The sequence below is a fragment of the Stenotrophomonas sp. AB1(2024) genome (assembly GCF_037482345.1).
In the GTDB taxonomy this organism is placed as follows: Bacteria; Pseudomonadota; Gammaproteobacteria; order Xanthomonadales; family Xanthomonadaceae; genus Stenotrophomonas.
Genome location: NZ_JBBHKO020000001.1, coordinates 1,843,410 through 1,861,679, shown reverse-complemented (window position 1 = coordinate 1,861,679; position 18,270 = coordinate 1,843,410). Strand labels below are relative to the sequence as shown.

The 18,270-nt window shown below is 68.1% G+C and carries 18 protein-coding genes; 16 read left to right on the top strand and 2 right to left on the bottom strand.

Annotated features, from left to right (window positions below):
- Window positions 1-12 precede the first annotated feature (12 nt).
- Window positions 13-342: a hypothetical protein gene (locus tag WIX41_RS08710; RefSeq protein WP_339446686.1), complete on the bottom strand. Its 330-nt coding sequence runs from the start codon at window positions 340-342 to the stop codon at window positions 13-15.
- A 142-nt stretch (window positions 343-484) separates the two neighbouring features.
- Between WIX41_RS08710 and WIX41_RS08705 the strand changes: the two genes are divergently transcribed.
- Both WIX41_RS08705 and xth read left to right on the top strand, forming a co-directional pair.
- Window positions 485-1,900, top strand: coding sequence for a coniferyl aldehyde dehydrogenase (locus WIX41_RS08705; RefSeq protein WP_339446685.1), 1,416 nt, complete (start codon window positions 485-487; stop codon window positions 1,898-1,900).
- 98 nt (window positions 1,901-1,998) lie between these two features.
- Entirely contained in the window at window positions 1,999-2,766 is a 768-nt protein-coding gene (gene xth / locus WIX41_RS08700; RefSeq protein WP_339446684.1) for an exodeoxyribonuclease III, read from the top strand.
- Window positions 2,767-2,842: 76 nt separating this feature from the next.
- Here the strand turns inward: xth and WIX41_RS08695 are convergent, their stop codons facing one another.
- Window positions 2,843-3,094 (bottom strand): GlsB/YeaQ/YmgE family stress response membrane protein, encoded by a 252-nt coding sequence (locus WIX41_RS08695; RefSeq protein WP_409187473.1) that lies wholly within the window; start codon window positions 3,092-3,094, stop codon window positions 2,843-2,845.
- Between the two features lie 90 nt (window positions 3,095-3,184).
- On the opposite strand from WIX41_RS08695, the gene WIX41_RS08690 reads away from it, so the two are divergent.
- The 14 genes from WIX41_RS08690 (at window position 3,185) to WIX41_RS08625 (ending at window position 18,258) form a co-directional block, all read left to right on the top strand.
- On the top strand, window positions 3,185-3,784 hold the full coding sequence (locus WIX41_RS08690; RefSeq protein ID WP_339446682.1) for a 4'-phosphopantetheinyl transferase family protein: 600 nt from the start codon (window positions 3,185-3,187) through the stop codon (window positions 3,782-3,784).
- A 51-nt stretch (window positions 3,785-3,835) separates the two neighbouring features.
- Entirely contained in the window at window positions 3,836-4,474 is a 639-nt protein-coding gene (rsmG, locus tag WIX41_RS08685; RefSeq protein WP_339446681.1) for a 16S rRNA (guanine(527)-N(7))-methyltransferase RsmG, read from the top strand.
- 64 nt (window positions 4,475-4,538) lie between these two features.
- Complete coding sequence (locus tag WIX41_RS08680) at window positions 4,539-5,336, top strand: ParA family protein (RefSeq protein ID WP_339446680.1); 798 nt, start codon at window positions 4,539-4,541, stop codon at window positions 5,334-5,336.
- Window positions 5,336-6,259, top strand: coding sequence for a ParB/RepB/Spo0J family partition protein (locus WIX41_RS08675; RefSeq protein ID WP_339446679.1), 924 nt, complete (start codon window positions 5,336-5,338; stop codon window positions 6,257-6,259). Before WIX41_RS08680 ends, WIX41_RS08675 begins: the two co-directional genes overlap by 1 nt.
- An 11-nt stretch (window positions 6,260-6,270) precedes the next feature.
- Complete coding sequence (locus WIX41_RS08670) at window positions 6,271-6,579, top strand: helix-hairpin-helix domain-containing protein (RefSeq protein ID WP_339446678.1); 309 nt, start codon at window positions 6,271-6,273, stop codon at window positions 6,577-6,579.
- 82 nt (window positions 6,580-6,661) lie between these two features.
- On the top strand, window positions 6,662-7,627 hold the full coding sequence (locus WIX41_RS08665) for an SDR family NAD(P)-dependent oxidoreductase (RefSeq protein WP_339446677.1): 966 nt from the start codon (window positions 6,662-6,664) through the stop codon (window positions 7,625-7,627).
- Window positions 7,628-7,714: 87 nt separating this feature from the next.
- Complete coding sequence (locus WIX41_RS08660) at window positions 7,715-8,437, top strand: glycosyltransferase family 2 protein (RefSeq protein WP_339446676.1); 723 nt, start codon at window positions 7,715-7,717, stop codon at window positions 8,435-8,437.
- Entirely contained in the window at window positions 8,437-8,778 is a 342-nt protein-coding gene (locus tag WIX41_RS08655) for a lipid-A-disaccharide synthase N-terminal domain-containing protein (protein ID WP_214906103.1), read from the top strand. Before WIX41_RS08660 ends, WIX41_RS08655 begins: the two co-directional genes overlap by 1 nt.
- A gap of 264 nt (window positions 8,779-9,042) precedes the next feature.
- On the top strand, window positions 9,043-10,824 hold the full coding sequence (locus WIX41_RS08650) for a DUF885 domain-containing protein (RefSeq protein WP_339446675.1): 1,782 nt from the start codon (window positions 9,043-9,045) through the stop codon (window positions 10,822-10,824).
- Between the two features lie 162 nt (window positions 10,825-10,986).
- Window positions 10,987-12,222, top strand: a complete 1,236-nt coding sequence (locus WIX41_RS08645) for a membrane-targeted effector domain-containing toxin (protein WP_339446674.1) — start codon at window positions 10,987-10,989, stop codon at window positions 12,220-12,222.
- A 58-nt stretch (window positions 12,223-12,280) separates the two neighbouring features.
- Entirely contained in the window at window positions 12,281-12,679 is a 399-nt protein-coding gene (locus tag WIX41_RS08640; protein WP_339446673.1) for a hypothetical protein, read from the top strand.
- 55 nt (window positions 12,680-12,734) lie between these two features.
- On the top strand, window positions 12,735-14,081 hold the full coding sequence (locus tag WIX41_RS08635) for a TolC family protein (protein WP_339446672.1): 1,347 nt from the start codon (window positions 12,735-12,737) through the stop codon (window positions 14,079-14,081).
- Window positions 14,078-15,058 (top strand): efflux RND transporter periplasmic adaptor subunit, encoded by a 981-nt coding sequence (locus WIX41_RS08630; protein ID WP_339446671.1) that lies wholly within the window; start codon window positions 14,078-14,080, stop codon window positions 15,056-15,058. The genes WIX41_RS08635 and WIX41_RS08630 overlap by 4 nt, the downstream gene beginning before the upstream one ends.
- Before the next feature lie 35 nt (window positions 15,059-15,093).
- Window positions 15,094-18,258 (top strand): efflux RND transporter permease subunit, encoded by a 3,165-nt coding sequence (locus tag WIX41_RS08625; protein WP_339446670.1) that lies wholly within the window; start codon window positions 15,094-15,096, stop codon window positions 18,256-18,258.
- Window positions 18,259-18,270 lie beyond the last annotated feature (12 nt).

Here is an 18,270-nt window from a genome sequence, read left to right as displayed (position 1 = left end):
TTCATTTGAGTTTCAGTTCCAGACGATGATGCCGCCGTCAGGTGCATTGAGCTGCATCGCCTCTGGTCCAGCGTATCCGCCGTCGCCAAGGTCCACGTGCAGGGACGAGCCGTCGCCAAATGTCAGCGTCAGTCCACCCTCGTTGAGAGCGCTGCCGGTCACTTCAAGACGAATGGACCGCAGAAGCGCATCCCCGGAATGATGTCCGGAGAACGCGACCCTGTTGTAGATGTGCAGCGACCAGTCGTCATCCGTGCTGATCGTGACCTGGCCTTCCAGGCGCGAGAGCGTCACGGTCTTGCCGATGAACATTCCAAGAGAATCCACGCCGCGCTCGCTCATTCCAACCTCCGGGGACACCAGGCCGGTAGGGTCGCATCCCAATCGACTGCGGATAACCCCACCACGGGCGATGGTGGCATGACCTGAGAACGAGGACCCGCCGTGCTCCCGGCATCACCCGACCTGCCGCTATAGTCGCGGCATGAGCGACGCCTACACCGATCCCACCGGCCTTCCGGCCATCCTGGTTAGCCTGCGCAGCGCCTGGCAGGCCAACCGCCCGTCATCGGAACAGCGGCGCGACGACCTGCACCGCCTGCGCGCCGCGCTCAAGGCGCGCCTGCCGCCGATGGCCGAGGCCATCGCCGCCGATTTCGGCCACCGCTCCACCCATGAGTCGCTCATCGCCGACGGCATGACCGTGCTCAATGAGATCGACCACCTGCTGCGACACCTGCGCGGCTGGATGCGCCCGCGCCGGGTCGGGGTGGGTTGGCGGTTCTGGCCGGCGCGGGCGCAGACCCGGCCGGTGCCACTGGGCGTGGTCGGGGTGATCTCGCCCTGGAACTACCCGGTGAACCTGGCGCTGATTCCGCTGGCTACCGCGATTGCCGCCGGCAACCACGTCATCCTCAAGCCGTCCGAACACACCCCGCGCACCAGCGCCTTCCTGCACGATCTGCTGGCTGAGGTGTTCCCGGCCGACCGCGTGGCGGTGGTGCAGGGCGATGCCGCGTTGGCGGCCGCGCTGGCCGGCTCGCCGCTGGACCATCTGGTCTTCACCGGCTCCACGGCAGTGGGGCGCAAGGTCATGGCCGCCGCCGCACGGCACCTGACCCCGCTCACCCTTGAACTGGGCGGCAAGTCGCCGGCCATCGTGTGCAGCGACTACCCGTTGGACAAGGCCGCCGCGCGCCTGGCCACCGGCAAGTGGTTCAACGCTGGCCAGACCTGCATCGCACCGGACTACGTGCTGATCGACGGCCGCCGCCAGCGCGAACTGGTGCAGCGCCTGCAGACCCAGGTGCGGGCCCGCTATGGCGACTTCAGCAACGCCGACGACTACACCCGCATCATCAACGAGGGGCAGTACCAGCGCCTGCTTGGCTACCTGGCCCAGGCGCGCGAGCGCGGCGTGCCGGTGATCGAGCTGGCCAGCGTCGATCCCGAACGCGCGCGCCGCGAGCGGCTGATCGTGCCCACCATCGTGCTCGACCCACCTGCCGACCTGGACCTGATGCAGGAAGAGATCTTCGGCCCGATCCTGCCGGTCTGCGCCTATCCCGACCTCGATGCCGCACTCGAGGCGGTGCAGGGTCGCGACCGCCCGCTGGCGCTGTACGTTTTCAGCGAACAGCGGCCGGTAGTGGAGCGGGTGCTCGGCCAGATCGTGGCCGGTGGCGTCACCGTCAACGACACCCTGCTGCATTTCGCCATCAACGGCCTGCCGTTCGGCGGCGTCGGCCCCAGCGGCATGGGCGCCTACCATGGCCGCGCCGGTTTCGACGCGATGAGCAGGCAGCTGCCGATCCTGTGGCAGTCGCGCTGGGCGGCGAGCGACCTGCTCAAGCCGCCCTATTCAAGAATCGCCGGCCTCTTGAAGGCAATTCTTCGGTAGCGCCGGCCGTTGGCCGGCCCTCGTTGACCCAGCAGGCTCTGCGTGGGCCGGCCAACGGCCGGCGCTACCCAAGGACGCGGCGACGCTACAATGCCCCCATGAAAATCGCCTCCTGGAACGTCAATTCGCTCAACGTGCGCCTGCCGCACCTGGAACAGTGGCTCACCGCGTTCGCGCCGGACGTGGTCGGCATCCAGGAAACCAAGATGGAGGACCACAGGTTCCCCGACGCGGTGCTGGCCGGGCTGGGTTACCGCAGCGTGTTCGCCGGGCAGAAGACCTACAACGGCGTGGCGCTGCTCTCGCGCGAGCCGGCCCAGGACGTGCAGATCGGCATTCCCGGGTTCGAGGACGAACAGAAGCGGGTGATTGCCGGCACCGTCAACGGGGTGCGCATCATCAACCTGTACGTGGTCAACGGCCAGGACGTGGACACCGACAAGTACGCTTACAAGCTGCGCTGGCTTGAAGCGGTGCATGCCTGGGTGGCTTCGGAACTGCAGAAGTACCCCGAGCTGGTGGTGATGGGCGACTTCAACATCGCCCCGGACGCGCGCGACGTGCACGACCCGCTGGTCTGGAACGAGAACCACATCCTGACCTCCACCGCCGAACGCGGTGCGCTCAACAAGCTGCTGCAGTTGGGCCTGCACGATGCCTTCCGCCTGCACAGCGAGGAAGAGGGCATCTTCAGCTGGTGGGATTACCGCGCGGCCGGTTTCCGCCGCAATCTGGGGCTGCGCATCGACCTGACCCTGGTGTCCGATGCGCTCAAGGCGCGCGCGCTGGCCTCGGGCATCGACCGCGAGCCGCGCACGTGGGACCGGCCCAGCGACCATGCCCCGGCGTGGGTGCAGCTGGGGTAAAACCAACAAAGCCCGGCGGTTGCCGGGCCTTGTCGGAAAGGAGTACCCACCAACGGTGGGTACCTACCCTGTCAGGTTATCGAATGCTCTTACGAGTGAAGAGATTCACGATGGCCAGCAGGATCACTGCACCAATCAGCGAGAACAGGAACGTTCGGATCGTGATCGCTTCATTGATGCCGCCGCCGAATACGAACCCGGCGATCAACGCACCCACGATGCCGACCACGATGTTGAGGATGATGCCCTGCTGCGCGTCGCGACGCATGATGATGCTGGCAAGCCAGCCCACGATGCCACCGACGATCAACCAGATGATGATGCCCATGTTGTTGACTCCCAGTGTGCGGATGAGGCGGGCCCAGTTGACGGCAGCCGCCGTGAAGTTGTCGTGCAGTCGCATTGGCGGGGTGTTCGCATGAGCCTGCCCGCCACCCTCGACGGCCCCTGGCGGTTCGGCCCGGTCACCGTCTGGCGCCTGCCGCATGTGCCCGGTACCCGTGGCGAGCCCCAGGCGAGGGAGCTGCTGGCCGAACAGCTGGGGGGGCGCCCGGAGACGCTGCCGCTGCAGCGCGACCTGCGCGGCCGCCCCGAGCTGCATGGCCCGCTGGCCCACATCGGCACCGGCTGGAGCCACAGCCACGGCCTGCTGCTGGTGGGGCTGGGCGACGGCGTGCGGCTGGGGGTAGACCTGGAACCGCTGCGCCCCCGCCCCCGCATGGGCGAAATCATCGAACGCTTCTTCCACCCGGCCGAAGTGGCCTGGCTGCTTGGCCTGGACGAAGACGCCCGCAACCATTGGTTCTTCCGGGTCTGGTGCGCCAAGGAAGCCATCCTCAAGGCGCAGGGGCAGGGCATCTCGTTCGGCCTGCACCGGCTGCAGCTGGCGCCCGGCCCCGACGGCGCCCTGCACCTGGCCTGGTGCGACCCGGAACTGGGCCCGGCCCAGCGCTGGCACCTGCACGAATGGCAGGCGGCGGACGATTTCCGTGCCGCGCTGGCCTGGCACGCGCTGTAACCGCACCGAATCGGCGCAGTCGCGCCGGCGCCACCCTGCGATAATGGGCCCATGACCGAACACAAACTCCCGGCCAACGTGGCCGAAGCGCTCGACAAGGGCCTGGCCGCCATGGGCCTGGATGCCGCCCTGGCGCCGCCCCTGCTGGCCTACCTGACCCTGCTCGACCGCTGGAACCGGACCTACAACCTGACCGCCATCCGCGACCCGCTGGAAATGGTTACCCGCCACCTGCTCGACTCGCTGGCCATGCAGCCGTACCTGGAGCAGGGCACCCTGGCCGACCTCGGCACCGGCCCCGGCCTGCCGGGCATTCCGCTGGCCATCGCCCGCCCGCAGCTGCAGGTGACCCTGGTGGAGAGCAACGGCAAGAAGGCCCGCTTCATGCGCGAAGCGGTGCGCCAGCTGGGCCTGGGCAATGCCCGCGTGGCTGAATCGCGTGCCGAGGCGCTGGCCGAGCCGGGCGCCTACGACCACCTGACCGCCCGCGCCATGGATACGCTGGCCGGCATCATCGAGGTGGGCGGTCACCTGCTGCGCCCGGGCGGTCGCCTGCTGGCCATGAAGGGGGTGTACCCGCATGATGAGATTGCCCAGCTGCCGGCCGGCTGGCAGGTTGAACAGGTCCTGCCGCTGCATGTTCCGGGCATGACCGGCGAGCGCCATCTGGTGGTGGTGGCCGGTCCGTGAGACATGACACGCCCCATGACCGCATAATGCCCAGTCCCGCTCCCTGCCGATGAGGCTCACCCGCATGGCCCGCATCATCGCCATCGCCAACCAGAAAGGTGGCGTCGGCAAGACCACGACTGCCGTCAATCTGGCCGCCGCCCTGGCTGCTGCGCCCAAGCGCGTGCTGCTGGTCGACCTCGATTCCCAGGGCAATGCGACCATGGGCAGCGGCGTGGACAAGCGGGAAGTTGCCGCCTCCACCTGCGACCTGCTGCTGGGCGAGAGCACCGCCGCCGAGGTGCGGGTGACCACCCCGGAAGGCTTCGATCTGCTGCCGGGCAACATCGACCTGACCGCCGCCGAGATCCAGCTGATGGACCAGGGCGAGCGCGAACAGCGGCTCAAGCGCGCACTGACCCCGATCCAGGACGAGTACGACTTCATCCTGATCGACTGCCCGCCGGCGCTGTCGCTGCTGACCCTCAACGCCCTGGCCGCCGCCGATTCGGTGATCGTGCCGATGCAGTGCGAGTACTATGCGCTGGAAGGCCTGAGCGCGCTGGTGGAAACCATCGACGCACTGCGCGCCAACCTCAATCCCAGCCTGGAGATCGAGGGTGTGCTGCGCACCATGTTCGATGTGCGCAACAACCTGGCCAACGCCGTGTCGGCCGAACTGACCAATCACTTCGGCGACCGCGTGTTCCGCACCATCGTGCCGCGCAACGTGCGCCTGGCCGAGGCGCCCAGCCACGGCCAGAGCATCGTCGGCTACGACCGCACCTCGCGCGGCGGCGTCGCTTACCTCGGACTGGCTGGCGAGATCATCCGCCGCCATCACCAACGCAACACGGCCGGCAAGGCCATGGAGACCGCCTGATGAGCACCAAGCCCGCCCCCGGCAAGAAACGCGGTCTCGGCCGTGGCCTCGATGCGCTGCTGGGGCCCAAGGGCGCGGTGACACAGGTGCAGGCTGCTGCCGTGGTCGAACCCCTGCCGGGTGAAGTGCTGCGCAAGCTGCCGGTACGGCACCTGCAGCCGGGCAAGTACCAGCCGCGCCGCGACATGGATGAGACCAAGCTCGCCGAGCTGGCCGAGTCGATCAAAGCGCAGGGTGTGATCCAGCCGATCCTGGTCCGCCAGCTCGGCCCGGACAGCTTCGAGATCGTGGCCGGCGAACGCCGCTGGCGCGCCTCGCAGCTGGCTGGCCTGGACGAAGTGCCGGTGGTGGTGCGCGAGCTGGAGGACCGCACCGTCATCGCGATGGCGCTGATCGAGAACATCCAGCGCGAAGACCTCAACCCCCTGGAAGAAGCCGAAGCGCTGCAGCGGCTCATCAGCGAGTTCGCCCTGACCCACGCCGAGGCCGCCCAGGCCGTTGGCCGCTCGCGTGCGGCGGTGTCCAACCTGCTGCGCCTGCTTGAGCTGCCGGTGGCGATCCGCCTGCTGCTGGAAACCCGCCGGCTGGAAATGGGGCACGCCCGCGCGCTGCTGACCCTGGCCCCCGAACTGGCCAGCAAGCTGGCCCAGGAAGCGGCCGACCAGGGCTGGTCGGTGCGTGAAGTGGAACACCGTGCGCAGCAGTTCGCTGCCGGCAAGGTACCCGCGTCGCTGCGCCGCAAGCCGAGCGCGGCCACCCCGCAGGCCGATATCGCCTCGCTGGAAACCGAGCTGTCCGAATCGCTGGGCGCGCGCGTGGCCATCAACCACGGCCGCGGCGGCAAGGGCAAGCTGATCATCCACTACACCGATCTGGACACGCTGGATGGCGTGCTTGAGAAGCTCCGCGTACGCAAAGGCTGAGTCCACATTCAATGAACCCCACCAAGGTCGACCGCAATCATCTGTTGCGTCTGACCGACCTGCCGAATGTCGGGCCGGCCTGTGAGAAGGATCTTCGTCTGATCGGGATCCGGGTGCCCGCCCACGTGCGTGGCCGCGATGCCTATGACATGTACGCGCAGCTGTGCATGCGCACCGGGGTCATGCACGACCCCTGCGTGATCGATGTGTTCCTGTCCATCGTGCGCTTCATGCAGGGCGAAGCGCCCCGTCCGTGGTGGGACTTCAGCAAGGAACGCAAGGCCACCCTGGCCCGGGAAACCCCGCTGAGCCTGTGGTGATGCGCCTGTAGTCCGCTTCAGCGGGTTCTGGGTTCAACCCATCGGCGCTATCCTGTCGCCTGGAACTTCCGGGACGATTGCCATGACCGTTGTTGTGACCGGCGCTGCAGGCTTCATCGGCGCCAACACCGTGCGTGCCCTGCTTGACGCCGGGCACACGGTGGTCGGCCTGGACAACTACAACGACTATTACGACCCGCAGATCAAGCGCGATCGCGTGGCCGCGCTGTGCCCGGAAGCCGATATCCGTGTGCTGGACCTGACCGACCGCGATGGCCTGGCCGCGCTGTTCGACGAGGTCCAGCCGACCGGGGTGATCCACCTGGCTGCCCAGGCCGGTGTGCGTTACTCGCTGGAAAACCCGCACGCCTACGTGGACAGCAACCTGACCGGGTTCGTCAACATCCTGGAACTGTGCCGCCACCGTGGCGTGGCCCACCTGGTATATGCCTCCAGCAGTTCGGTCTACGGCGATTCGGCCACCCCGCCGTTCTCCGAAGACCAGCGCATCGACAAGCCGCGCTCGCTGTATGCCGCCACCAAGGCCGCCAACGAGCTGATGGCCTACACCTATGCACAGCTGTATGGCCTGCGCGCCACCGGCCTGCGCTTCTTCACCGTATATGGACCGTGGGGCCGCCCCGACATGGCGCCGCTGCTGTTTTCGCGCGCGGTGCTGGCCGGGCGCCCGATCGAGGTGTTCAACGAAGGAAAGATGCAGCGCGACTTCACACATGTTTCCGACATCGTGGCCGGTATCCTCGGCGCGCTGGCGCATCCGTCCGGCGAGGACGTACCGCACCGTGTCTTCAACCTGGGCAACCACACCCCGATCGAGCTGGAACATTTCATCGGGGTCATCGAGGCCGCCGCCGGACGCCCGGCGCAGAAGATCTACAGGCCCATGCAGCCGGGCGACATGGTCCGCACCATGGCCGACACCCGACGTGCCCATGACGCTTTCGGCTATGAACCGGTTACCCCGATCGAGCGCGGTCTGCCGCCGGTGGTCGCCTGGTGCCGCGAGTATTTTGGAGATCGCGCCTGACTCACATCAGCTGGTTCATCTTCGGATAACCTTGATTGCGGAAAATGCGCGGTCTTTCACACTCCTGGCCCTTCGCAGAGCCCGATCATGAGCCATCCCCAGTTGTCGGTCGTCGTCCCGGTATTCAATGAGCGCGACAACGTCCAACCCCTGATCGACGAGATCACCGCGGCGCTGCGCGGCCAGCTGGACTTCGAGATCGTCTACATCGACGACCATTCGCGCGATGACACCCTGGCCGTGCTGGAGTCGCTCAAGCCGGCCAACCCGGAGCTGCGGGTCCTGCACCATGTCAGCCAGAGCGGGCAGAGCACGGCGGTGCGCAATGGGGTCAAGCACGCCCGGGCGCCCTGGATCGCCACGCTTGATGGGGATGGACAGAACGACCCTGCCGACATTCCGAAGCTGCTGGCCGCCCGTGCCGGTGCCGAACCGCAGGTGAAGCTGTTCGCGGGCTGGCGCGTCAACCGCCAGGACAGCGGCAGCAAGCGCTGGGCCAGCAGGTGGGCCAATGCGATCCGCGCCCGCATGCTGCGCGACGACACCCCCGACACCGGCTGCGGCATCAAGCTGTTCGAGCGCGCCGCGTTCCTGGACCTGCCGTATTTCGACCACATGCACCGCTATCTGCCGGCATTGATGCAGCGCGCCGGCTGGAAGACGGTGAGCGTGCCGGTCAACCACCGCCACCGCACCGCCGGGGTATCCAAGTACACCAACCTGGGCCGGGCGCTGGTGGGCATCCGCGACCTGCGCGGGGTGGCCTGGCTGATCACCCGCAGCAAGCGCACTGCCGTGGAAGAACGCTGATGGAACTGCACTGGCTCGACCAACCGCTGACGTGGCTGTTCTGGACCGGCCTGCACGTGACCGGCTGGAAGCTGATCGGCTACACCGGCGCACTGATGTTCGGCGGCCGCTGGCTGGTGCAGTTCGTCGCCTCGCGCCGCGCCGGCAAGCCGGTGATTCCGCGCCTGTTCTGGTACATGAGCGTGGTGGGCAGCCTGATGACGCTGAGCTACTTCCTGTTTTCGGCCAAGCAGGATTCGGTGGGGGTGCTGCAGAACCTGTTTCCGGCGTTTACCGCGCTTTACAGCCTGAAGCTGGATATCCAGCATCGGGGTTGGCGAAGGGATAAAGCGGAGCACTGACGGTAGCGGTACCCGGCCGGTACCCGAACCGTACCCCACCGGTAGCGCCGACTGTTAGTCGGCTGCTCTTCGCGGAAGGCAAAAACAACGTCCAGATCAAAACCAGCCGACTAACAGTCGGCGCTACCCGCGCCTTTGGCGCTGGGGTCTCGACCTTCGGTCGATCCCCGTCCTACGTGCTCCGCACGTAGGACATTTGATCCATGCGCACGCTGGATCGCGGTGCCATGATCGGGGTTTGCCGCCCACTGGGAACCCCTGATCGTGAAATCACCGCTCGTTGCTGCGTTGCTGCTCGCCCTGGCCCTTCCTGCCCATGCGGCGCTGGCCGCACCCCCTGCGGCACCGACCGCCGCGCCGGCCAGCCTAGCCACTGAATCGCCCGCCGATGCGGCGTTCCGTGCCATCTACGAGAAGGAATGGGCCTGGCGCCAGGCCGGTGGCGGCGAAGCCAGCGAAGACGCCGACGGCCCGGCCAATGCCACCCGCATGCCCGATGTAGGTGCGGCGGCCCAGCAGGCACGCCTGGTGGTGTGGGACGACGTGCTGGCCCAGCTGGACAAGCTCGATACCAAGGCGCTGTCGGCCACCAACCAGGTCAACTACGCGATCTACCGCGACCAGGTGTTCAACCTGGCTGCCGACGTGCGCCTGCGCGGCTACGAGATGCCGTTCAATTCCGATTCCTCGTTCTGGTCCGGCCTTTCGTTCATGGCGCGTCGCGAGATGAAGACCGCCAAGGACTATCGCAATTACATCGCCCGCCTCAACGACGTGCCGCGCTACTTCGACCAGCAGACCGAGAACATGCGTGCCGGCCTGAAGCGCGGTTTCAGCGTGCCGCGCGCGGTGCTTGATGGACGCGAAGTGTCCATTGCCACCGTGGCCGAGCTGAAGGACCCGACCCAGTCCCCGCTGTACGCACCGTTCAAGAAGCTGCCGGCCAGCATTCCCGCCGCCGAGCAGGCCGAGCTGCAGGCGCAGGCACGCCAGGCGATCAGCGCCAGCGTGGTACCGGCGTTCGCCAAGCTGCGCACCTTCTTCGTCGGCGAATATGTTCCGCAGGCGCGCACCACCCTGGCCGCCGAAGCACTGCCCGATGGCAAGGCGTACTACCAGCAGCAGATCCACGAATACACCACGCTGGACCTCACCCCGCAGCAGATCCACGAGATCGGCCTGAAGGAAGTGGCGCGCATCCAGAAGGAAATGAACGACGTCATCAAGGAAGTGCAGTTCAAGGGCAGCTTCGCCGACTTCCTGGCCTTCCTGCGCACCGACCCGCAGTTCTACGCCAAGACCCCCGACGAGCTGCTGCACCGCGCCGCCTGGATCTCCAAGCGCGTGGATGGGGTGATCGGCAAGTACATGACGCTGCCGCGCGCGCGCTTCACCATCGTGCCGGTGCCGCCGGATATCGCTCCGTTCTGGACCGCCGGCCGTGGCGGCATGGGTACCTACTGGGTCAACATCTACAACCTGCCGGCGCGACCGCTGTACAACCTGCCGGCGCTGACCCTGCATGAGTCCGATCCCGGCCACGCCCTGCAGGGCGCGCTGGCCGCCGAACAGGGCGAGCAGCCCGAGTTCCGCCGCAATGCCTACATCTCCGCCTATGGCGAGGGCTGGGGCCTGTACAGCGAAAAGCTCGGCGTGGAGATGGGCATCTATGAAACCCCGTATGAGGATTTCGGGCGCCTGACCTACGAAATGTGGCGCGCTGCGCGCCTGGTGATCGACACCGGCGTGCACCACAAGGGCTGGACCCGCGACCAGGCGCTGGCCTACCTGCGCGACCACACCGCGCTGAGCGAGCACGAAGTCACCACCGAAGTGGATCGCTATATCTCCTGGCCGGGCCAGGCGCTCAGCTACAAGCTGGGTGAAATCGCGATCGTGCGCCTGCGTGGCGAAGCGGAGAAGGCGCTGGGCGACCGCTTCGACGTCAAATCCTTCCACGACGCCGTGCTCAAGCAGGGTTCGGTGCCGTTGCCGGTGCTGGACGCGCAGATCCGTGCGTACATCGAAGAGCGCCGCGCGCCGTGATGTCGTGAATGGTCGGTGCCGATGTGCGCTCGCGCACGCATCGGCACATGACTTTCAGCACAACGTTGAAAACTGCTTAGCGCGTCGCATTGGAACGGCATCAGATGATTAGGCTGGTCAGGCGCGCCCCAGGGCGCGCGTTTTCCCCCAAGGAGCCTGACCATGCTGGATGCCCTGTCCGCACTGATGCACCGCGTTACCTCCCCTGCCACCGCAGTCGTGCAGCGCCGCAACGCGGCCCCTGCGCTGCTGTCGCTGCGCAATCTTCCCGACAGTCCGCCAGCGCAGACGCGCAACGCCGCCGTGTTCGATGGCGTTGTCTGCCAGCGGCCGACACCGCCCGATCCGCTGGAGCGCTTCGCGCTGCCAAGCGGGCAGGGCCAGACCCTCGTTGCGCTGCTGCAACGGCACCGCAGGGTCCTTGACCCCGATTACCATCTGCCGTTCGCGCCCCCCGAGCGCGCCGCGCTCGACAGCTTCTTCGCCAGGCGCGCACAGTTGGCCGACGACGCACTTGGCACCCCGTTGCCACCCCGTGCCGAGCGCGATCCGTGGCCGGGGCTGGCCCCGGTCCGCACGCATGCACAGCTCCTGCGGCAGCTGCTTGATGGCAGGAAGGGGCTGGTGATCGGCGAGGTCCATGCAGCCCGCGCCGGAAAGACCCTGCTGATCGACCACATGCCGCTGCTGCGCCACCTCGGTGTGGACACCCTGTATCTCCAACACCTGCAGGGGGACATCCACCAGGCCGATCTCGACAAGCTGCACCGCACCGGGGTGGTTTCGCCCGCACTGGGCCGGTTCCTCGCCGAGCAGGACCATGGGCACATGACCGATGCGGCCAGCGGTGCGACGTTCCGCAACCTTGTCGACGCCGCGTTCAACGCCGGCATCCGGGTCGTGGCGCTGGACCTGATGACGAGCTACCACCTGCGCGGCATCGAGGATGAGGTCGGCCCGAGCGCGTCGAGCACGACGGAGATCCGGATCAAGGTGGCGAACCACGTGGCCATCAGGAGGATCGAGCACGACCAGCGCAACCAGGTCGGCAAGCCCGGTCCCCAGCGCTGGGTGGCGCTGGTCGGCAATGCCCACGCCGGCAGTTTCAATGGCATCAGCGGCATTGCCGAGCGCCTCGGCGTGCCCAGCCTGCGCGTGGAGGACACAAGCCCTAGCTGGAGCAGCCGCCCGCAGGCCGGGTGCGATCCGGGCCGGACCGTGCAGGCTGATTTCCGGCGCGACGGCGGCCAGCTGCAGTGCGATTACCTGCTCAAGGTACCCGCCGCCGACGGCCGTGCCCGGCCCGAGACGCCGGCCCCGTGCACCGCCGCTGAAGCGTTGCGCCTGCGCGAAGTCCGCCAGGCCATCTGCGCACTGCCCGAGGCGCGCAGCGCATGAACGCCCGCCGCTGCTGCGATTGTGTAACGGGCACGGCCGCCGCTACCCTGCGCCGATGATGTCCCGCCTGCGCCACCGCCTGTCGCTGCCCCTCCGCCTGCTGATGCTGGTGGTGGTGCTGTTCGGCACGGCCGGTGGCGCACTGGCGGCGGCGCTGGGCGACCTGCACGCGTTGTCGCACAGCGACACCGGCCTGGCGCATGCGCTGTCGCATGTGCCGGCGGCCGACGCCGCGGCGGCCGATGCCGACGCCGATCCCGACCAGGACGACAGCGCCCGCCTGCTGCACGCGTTGGTCCATTGCGGGCACTGCCATGGCCACGGCGGCGTGCTGCCGCTGGCGGCGTCGGCATGGTCGCTGCCTGCCGCCCCGGCGCACCTTGTGCCGGGCGGTCTGACCGCGCAGTTGCTCGCGCAGCCGCCCGAGAGCCTGCTGCGCCCCCCGATAGCGGTGTGATGCCACGCGGCGCGCTGCCGCAGCTTCACCTCTGAACCGCTTTCTGGAGATTCCCATGTGGATGCGTCTGGCAGCCGTTGCTGCCATTGCGTTCGTGCCATGCGCGTATGCGCAGGGCACCACGCCTGTTGCCCCGTTCGCCGGCGTTCCGGCGCCGGCTGTGTCGGCCCCGAACACCCCGTTGACCCTGGACGAGGCCATCGCTCGCGTCGCCCGTTACCACCCGGACCTGCGCCTGGCAGATGCCCAGCGCCCGATCTGGGAAGCACGCCGTGAGGCTGCTGCGCTTGGCCAGCCGTTGACCGTTGGCGTGGAGCTTGAAAACGCACTGGGTACCGGCGGCAGCCGTGGCTTCGATGCCGCCGAGCTGACCGTGACCCTGGCCGGCGTACTGGAACGCGGCGGTAAACTCGATGCCCGTCGGGTACTGGCGCAGGCCAACCTGGACGCGCTGGCACCCCAGCGCGAAACCGCGCGGCTGGACCTGATGGCGGCGGTGGCCCAGCGCTACCTCGCCATTACCGAAGCCCGCGCGCAGCTCGCCATTGCCGAAACCGACATCGACCAGCGGCGCCGTGCGGTGGCCGCGGCCCGCGTGCGGCTGCAGGCGGGCGCGTCACCCGAGTCGGTGTTGATGACCGCGCAGGCGATGTTGGCGCAGGCCGAAGTGGACCGCGATCGCGCCAGGCAGGCGGACCGCGCCGCACGGCTTGCGCTGTCGGCGTTGTGGCGCGAACGCGAACCCGGTTTCGATGTTGTCAGTGGCGACCCGCTGCAGCTGCCCGCACTGCAGCCCTTCGACGTACTCGCCGACGAACTGCAGCGCACCCCGGAGCTGGCCGTGCTGGCTGGCGAACGCCGCGTACGCGAAGCGCAGCTGCAGCTGGCACGCACCCAGGCACGCCCCGACATCAGCTGGCAGGTCGGCGTGCGCAACCGCCGCGACAGCGGGGATACCGCGCTGGTGGGCGGCTTCAGCCTGCCGCTGGGCAGTGTGCGCCGCGCCGGCCCTGAGATCCGCGCGGCCGAAGCCGAGCTCGCCCTCAACGGGGTGGAACGCGAAGCGCGCGCGCTGCAGTTGTACACCACGCTGGCCGAAGCGCACGGTCGCTATGAAACCTCGCGGCTTCAGGTCACCCGCATGGCCCGCGATGTATTGCCGCAACTGCAGCGCGCCGAGAATGCCGCCGACAGAGCCTGGCGCGCCGGGGCCATCAGCTACATGGAATGGGCCCAGCTGCAGGCCATGCGCGTTGAAGCGCGGCAACGTCAGCTTGAAGCGGCCATCGCCGCGCAGAGCGCGCTGATCGAACTGCAACGGTTGACCGGTCAGGGCCTGCTGGCCCGCGCCGCCGAGGCCACCCCTGATACCGCGACCGCGTCCACGGAGGACCGCCGATGAACCTTTCGATCACCCGCGCGGCCCGCATCGCCGCATGCCTGCTGTGCCTGCTCGCATTGGCCGGCTGTGCCAGGGACGCGCCCACGGCAACCGCCGGCACCGACGCCGGCCACGGCGAGCCGGGGCATACCGACGAGGGCGAAGACCACGACGAAGCATCGGACCGAACCACCATCCCCGCCGCCCTGGCCGAACAATCGGGTATCCGCGTCGCCCCGGTTGCCGCAGGTACCATCGCCGACGAACACGACGTGCAGGGCCTGCTGACCCCGGTGGATGGCCGCGTGGCCCAGGTGATGGCCCGCTTCCCCGGCCCGATCCGCTCGCTGCGTGCCAACGTCGGCGACACCATCAAGGCCGGCCAGGTGCTGGCCAGCATCGAAAGCAACCTCAGCCTGACCACCTATACCGTCAGCGCGCCGATCAGCGGCGTGGTGCTTGCGCGCCAGGCGCAGGTGGGCGGGGTGGCAGGCGAGGGCACGCCGTTGTTCGAGATCGGCGATCTGTCCACGTTGTGGGTGGACCTGCATATCTTCGGCAACGACACCCAGCACATCACCGCCGGCGTGCCGGTCACGGTGTCGCGCATGACCGACGGGGTCACCCAGGCCACCACGCTGGAGCGCGTGCTGCCCGGCACTGCCACCGCCAGCCAGAGCACCGTGGCCCGCGCCACCCTGCGCAACGACGATGGCCTGTGGCGCCCGGGCGCTGCGGTGAAGGCGCGCATCGTGGTTGCCACCCGGCCGGCCGCGCAGGTCGTGCCGCTGAGCGCGCTGCAGACCCTGGAAGGCAAAGACGTGGTGTTCGTGCGCACCGGCGACACCTATACCGTGCGCCCGGTACGCCTCGGCGCGCGCGACGCCAAACAGGTGGAAGTGCTGGAAGGCCTCGCCCTCGGCGACGCCGTGGTCATCGAGCAGAGTTACGTGGTGAAGGCAGATATCGGCAAAGCGGGAGCGTCGCATGAGCACTGAGCACGCACATACCGCCCCGCGCGGAGGCCACCCCCATGCTTGAGCGCATCATTGCCGCCTCCATCGCCCACCGCTGGCTGATGATGAGCCTGACCCTGGCGTTGATCGTCGTGGGCACCTGGAGCTTCACCAAACTGCCCATCGACGCCACCCCGGACATCACCAACGTCCAGGTCCAGATCAACACCGCTGCACCCGGCTACTCCCCACTGGAAGCCGAACAGCGCATCACCTACCCGGTGGAAACGGTGATGGCCGGCCTGCCGCGGATGGAACAGGCGCGTTCGCTGTCGCGCTACGGGTTGTCGCAGGTCACCGTCGTGTTCGAGGACGGCACCGACATCTACTTCGCGCGGCAACAGGTGGCCGAACGCCTGCAGCAGGTGAAATCGCAGATCCCGGCCGGGCTGGACCCGCAGCTGGGGCCGATCTCCACCGGGCTGGGCGAGATCTTCATGTACACCATCGACGCCGACCCTGCGGCGCGCAAACCCGATGGAAGCCCCTACACCGCCACTGACCTGCGCACCCTGCAGGACTGGGTGATCCGCCCGCAGCTGCGCAACGTGCCGGGCGTGACCGAAGTCAACACCATCGGCGGCTTCCAGCGTCAGGTGCACATCACCCCCGATCCGGCCCGCCTGCGCGCGCTGGGCTTCACCCTGGAAGACGTCGCCCAGGCGGTGGAAAGCAACAACCAGAACGTCGGTGCCGGCTACATCGAACGCAACGGCCAGCAGTTCCTGGTGCGCATTCCAGGGCAGGTGGCCAACCTGGAAGAGATCGGCAACATCGTGCTGGCCCGCCGCGAAGGCGTGCCGATCCACGTGCACGACGTGGCCGAGGTGGCCGAGGGTCCCGAACTGCGCAGCGGCGCGGCCACCCAGAACGGCCATGAGGTGGTGATGGGCACGGTGGTGATGCTGATCGGCGCCAACAGCCGCGACGTCGCCCAGGCTGCGGCAGCGCGGCTGGAGCAGGCCCAACGCAGCCTGCCGGCCGGCGTCACCGTCACCGCCAGCTACGACCGCACCACGCTGGTGGACCGCACCATCCAGACCGTGGCCAAAAACCTGGTGGAGGGCGCGCTGCTGGTGATCGTGGTGCTGTTCCTGCTGCTGGGCAACTTCCGCGCGGCGTTGATTACCGCTGCGGTGATCCCACTGGCGATGCTGTTCACCCTTACCGGCATGGCGCGCGGCGGCGTCTCGGCCAACCTGATGAGCCTGGGCGCGCTGGACTTCGGCCTGATCGTCGACGGCGCGGTGATCATCATCGAAAACTGCCTGCGCCGCTTCGGTGAACGCCAGCACGCACTCGGCCGCGACATGACCCGCCAAGAGCGCTTTGCCGAAACGGCCAGCGCCACCGCCGAAGTGATTCGCCCCAGCCTGTTCGGGTTGGGCATCATCACGGCGGTATACCTGCCGATCTTCGCGTTGTCGGGCGTGGAAGGAAAAATGTTCCACCCCATGGCCATCACCGTGGTGCTCGCGCTCAGCGGCGCGATGGTGCTGGCGTTGACCTTCGTCCCAGCCGCCATCGCGCTGTTCCTGGGCGGCCGCGTGCAGGAGACGGAAAACCGGGTCATGGCCTGGGTGCGTCGGCGCTATGAACCGCTGCTGGCGTTCTCGCTGCGGCGCGGGCGCTGGATGGTCGGTGGCGCGCTGGTGCTGGTGGTGGGCTGCGGCCTGCTCGTCACCCGGTTGGGCAGCGAGTTCGTCCCCACTCTGGACGAGGGCGACGTGGCCATGCACGCCATGCGCATTCCGGGCACCAGCCTGAGCCAGTCCATCGAGATGCAGAAGCTGATCGAAAACCGCCTGGTGCAGTTCCCGGAGGTGAGCAAGGTGTTCTCCAAGATCGGCACGCCCGAGGTCGCCTCCGACCCGATGCCGCCTTCAGTGGCCGACACCTTCATCATGATGAAACCGCGCAAGGACTGGCCGGACCCGCGCAAGCCGCGCGCGGCCCTGCTCGCCGAACTGGAGCAGGCGGTGGAGCAGCTGCCGGGCAACAACTACGAGTTCACCCAGCCCATCCAGATGCGCACCAACGAGCTGATCTCCGGCGTGCGTGCCGACGTGGCGGTGATGCTGTTCGGCGATGATCTCGACACCTTGTTGAAGGTGGGCAAGCGCATCGCCAGCGTGGCCAGCGGCGTGCCGGGGGCGGCGGATGTGCGCGTGGAGGAAACCGCCGGCCTGCCGCTGCTCACCGTCACCCCCAACCGCAGCGCGTTGGCCGGGTACGGGCTCAACCCGGGCCAGGTGCAGTCCACCGTGGCCACTGCCGTGGGCGGGCAGGTGGCCGGCCAGCTGTTCGAAGGCGACCGCCGCTTCGACATCGTGGTGCGCCTGCCCGAGGCCCTGCGCCAGGACCCGGCCGCGCTGGCCGACCTGCCGGTGTCGCTGGCCCCGGCACTGGACGCCGATGCCGACGAATCCAGCCAGGCCGGTGGCTGGACCAGTGGCACCGCACGCACCGTGCCGCTGCGCGAGCTGGCCACGCTGGCCAACAGCGAAGGGCCCAACCAGATCAACCGCGAGAACGGCAAACGCCGCATCGTGGTCACCGCCAACGTGCGCGACCGCGACCTGGGCAGCTTCGTCAACGAGCTGCAGCAGGCCATCAACCGCGATGTGCAGGTGCCCAATGGTTACTGGATCGAATACGGCGGCAGCTTCGAGCAGTTGATCTCGGCCAGCCAGCGGTTGGCGATCGTGGTGCCGGTGACCCTGATCCTGATCTTCGCCCTGCTGTTCTGGGCATTTGGCTCGGTCAAGGACGCGGCCATCGTGTTCAGTGGGGTACCGCTGGCGCTCACCGGGGGCGTGCTGGCGCTGGCCGCGCGTGGCATTCCGCTCTCCATCTCCGCCGGCGTCGGCTTCATCGCGCTTTCGGGCGTGGCCGTGCTCAACGGCCTGGTGATGATCAGCTTCGTGCGCAGCCTGCGCGAGAGCGGCATGCCGCTGGCCGATGCGGTACGCGAAGGCGCACTGGGCCGGCTGCGCCCGGTGCTGATGACCGCGCTGGTGGCCTCGCTCGGCTTCGTGCCGATGGCCTTCAACGTCGGCGCCGGCGCCGAAGTGCAGCGCCCGCTGGCCACGGTGGTGATCGGCGGCATCGTCTCCTCCACGCTGCTCACCCTGCTGGTGCTGCCGGTGCTGTACCGGTGGCTCCACACCCGCCGGACCTGATCACAACACCGG

Excerpts from the sequence above, each read along its gene's own strand:
- rsmG (WP_339446681.1), top strand. The coding sequence starts at position 3,836 with ATGACCGAACACAAACTCCCGGCCAACGTGGCCGAAGCGCTCGACAAG.
- WIX41_RS08630 (WP_339446671.1), top strand. The coding sequence starts at position 14,078 with ATGAACCTTTCGATCACCCGCGCGGCCCGCATCGCCGCATGCCTGCTG.
- WIX41_RS08670 (WP_339446678.1), top strand. The coding sequence starts at position 6,271 with ATGAACCCCACCAAGGTCGACCGCAATCATCTGTTGCGTCTGACCGAC.
- WIX41_RS08680 (WP_339446680.1), top strand. The coding sequence starts at position 4,539 with ATGGCCCGCATCATCGCCATCGCCAACCAGAAAGGTGGCGTCGGCAAG.
- WIX41_RS08645 (WP_339446674.1), top strand. The coding sequence starts at position 10,987 with ATGCTGGATGCCCTGTCCGCACTGATGCACCGCGTTACCTCCCCTGCC.
- WIX41_RS08640 (WP_339446673.1), top strand. The coding sequence starts at position 12,281 with ATGTCCCGCCTGCGCCACCGCCTGTCGCTGCCCCTCCGCCTGCTGATG.
- WIX41_RS08695 (WP_409187473.1), bottom strand. The coding sequence starts at position 3,094 with ATGGGCATCATCATCTGGTTGATCGTCGGTGGCATCGTGGGCTGGCTT.
- WIX41_RS08710 (WP_339446686.1), bottom strand. The coding sequence starts at position 342 with ATGAGCGAGCGCGGCGTGGATTCTCTTGGAATGTTCATCGGCAAGACC.
- WIX41_RS08625 (WP_339446670.1), top strand. The coding sequence starts at position 15,094 with ATGCTTGAGCGCATCATTGCCGCCTCCATCGCCCACCGCTGGCTGATG.
- WIX41_RS08665 (WP_339446677.1), top strand. The coding sequence starts at position 6,662 with ATGACCGTTGTTGTGACCGGCGCTGCAGGCTTCATCGGCGCCAACACC.
- WIX41_RS08655 (WP_214906103.1), top strand. The coding sequence starts at position 8,437 with ATGGAACTGCACTGGCTCGACCAACCGCTGACGTGGCTGTTCTGGACC.
- WIX41_RS08690 (WP_339446682.1), top strand. The coding sequence starts at position 3,185 with ATGAGCCTGCCCGCCACCCTCGACGGCCCCTGGCGGTTCGGCCCGGTC.
- WIX41_RS08675 (WP_339446679.1), top strand. The coding sequence starts at position 5,336 with ATGAGCACCAAGCCCGCCCCCGGCAAGAAACGCGGTCTCGGCCGTGGC.
- xth (WP_339446684.1), top strand. The coding sequence starts at position 1,999 with ATGAAAATCGCCTCCTGGAACGTCAATTCGCTCAACGTGCGCCTGCCG.
- WIX41_RS08660 (WP_339446676.1), top strand. The coding sequence starts at position 7,715 with ATGAGCCATCCCCAGTTGTCGGTCGTCGTCCCGGTATTCAATGAGCGC.
- WIX41_RS08705 (WP_339446685.1), top strand. The coding sequence starts at position 485 with ATGAGCGACGCCTACACCGATCCCACCGGCCTTCCGGCCATCCTGGTT.
- WIX41_RS08635 (WP_339446672.1), top strand. The coding sequence starts at position 12,735 with ATGTGGATGCGTCTGGCAGCCGTTGCTGCCATTGCGTTCGTGCCATGC.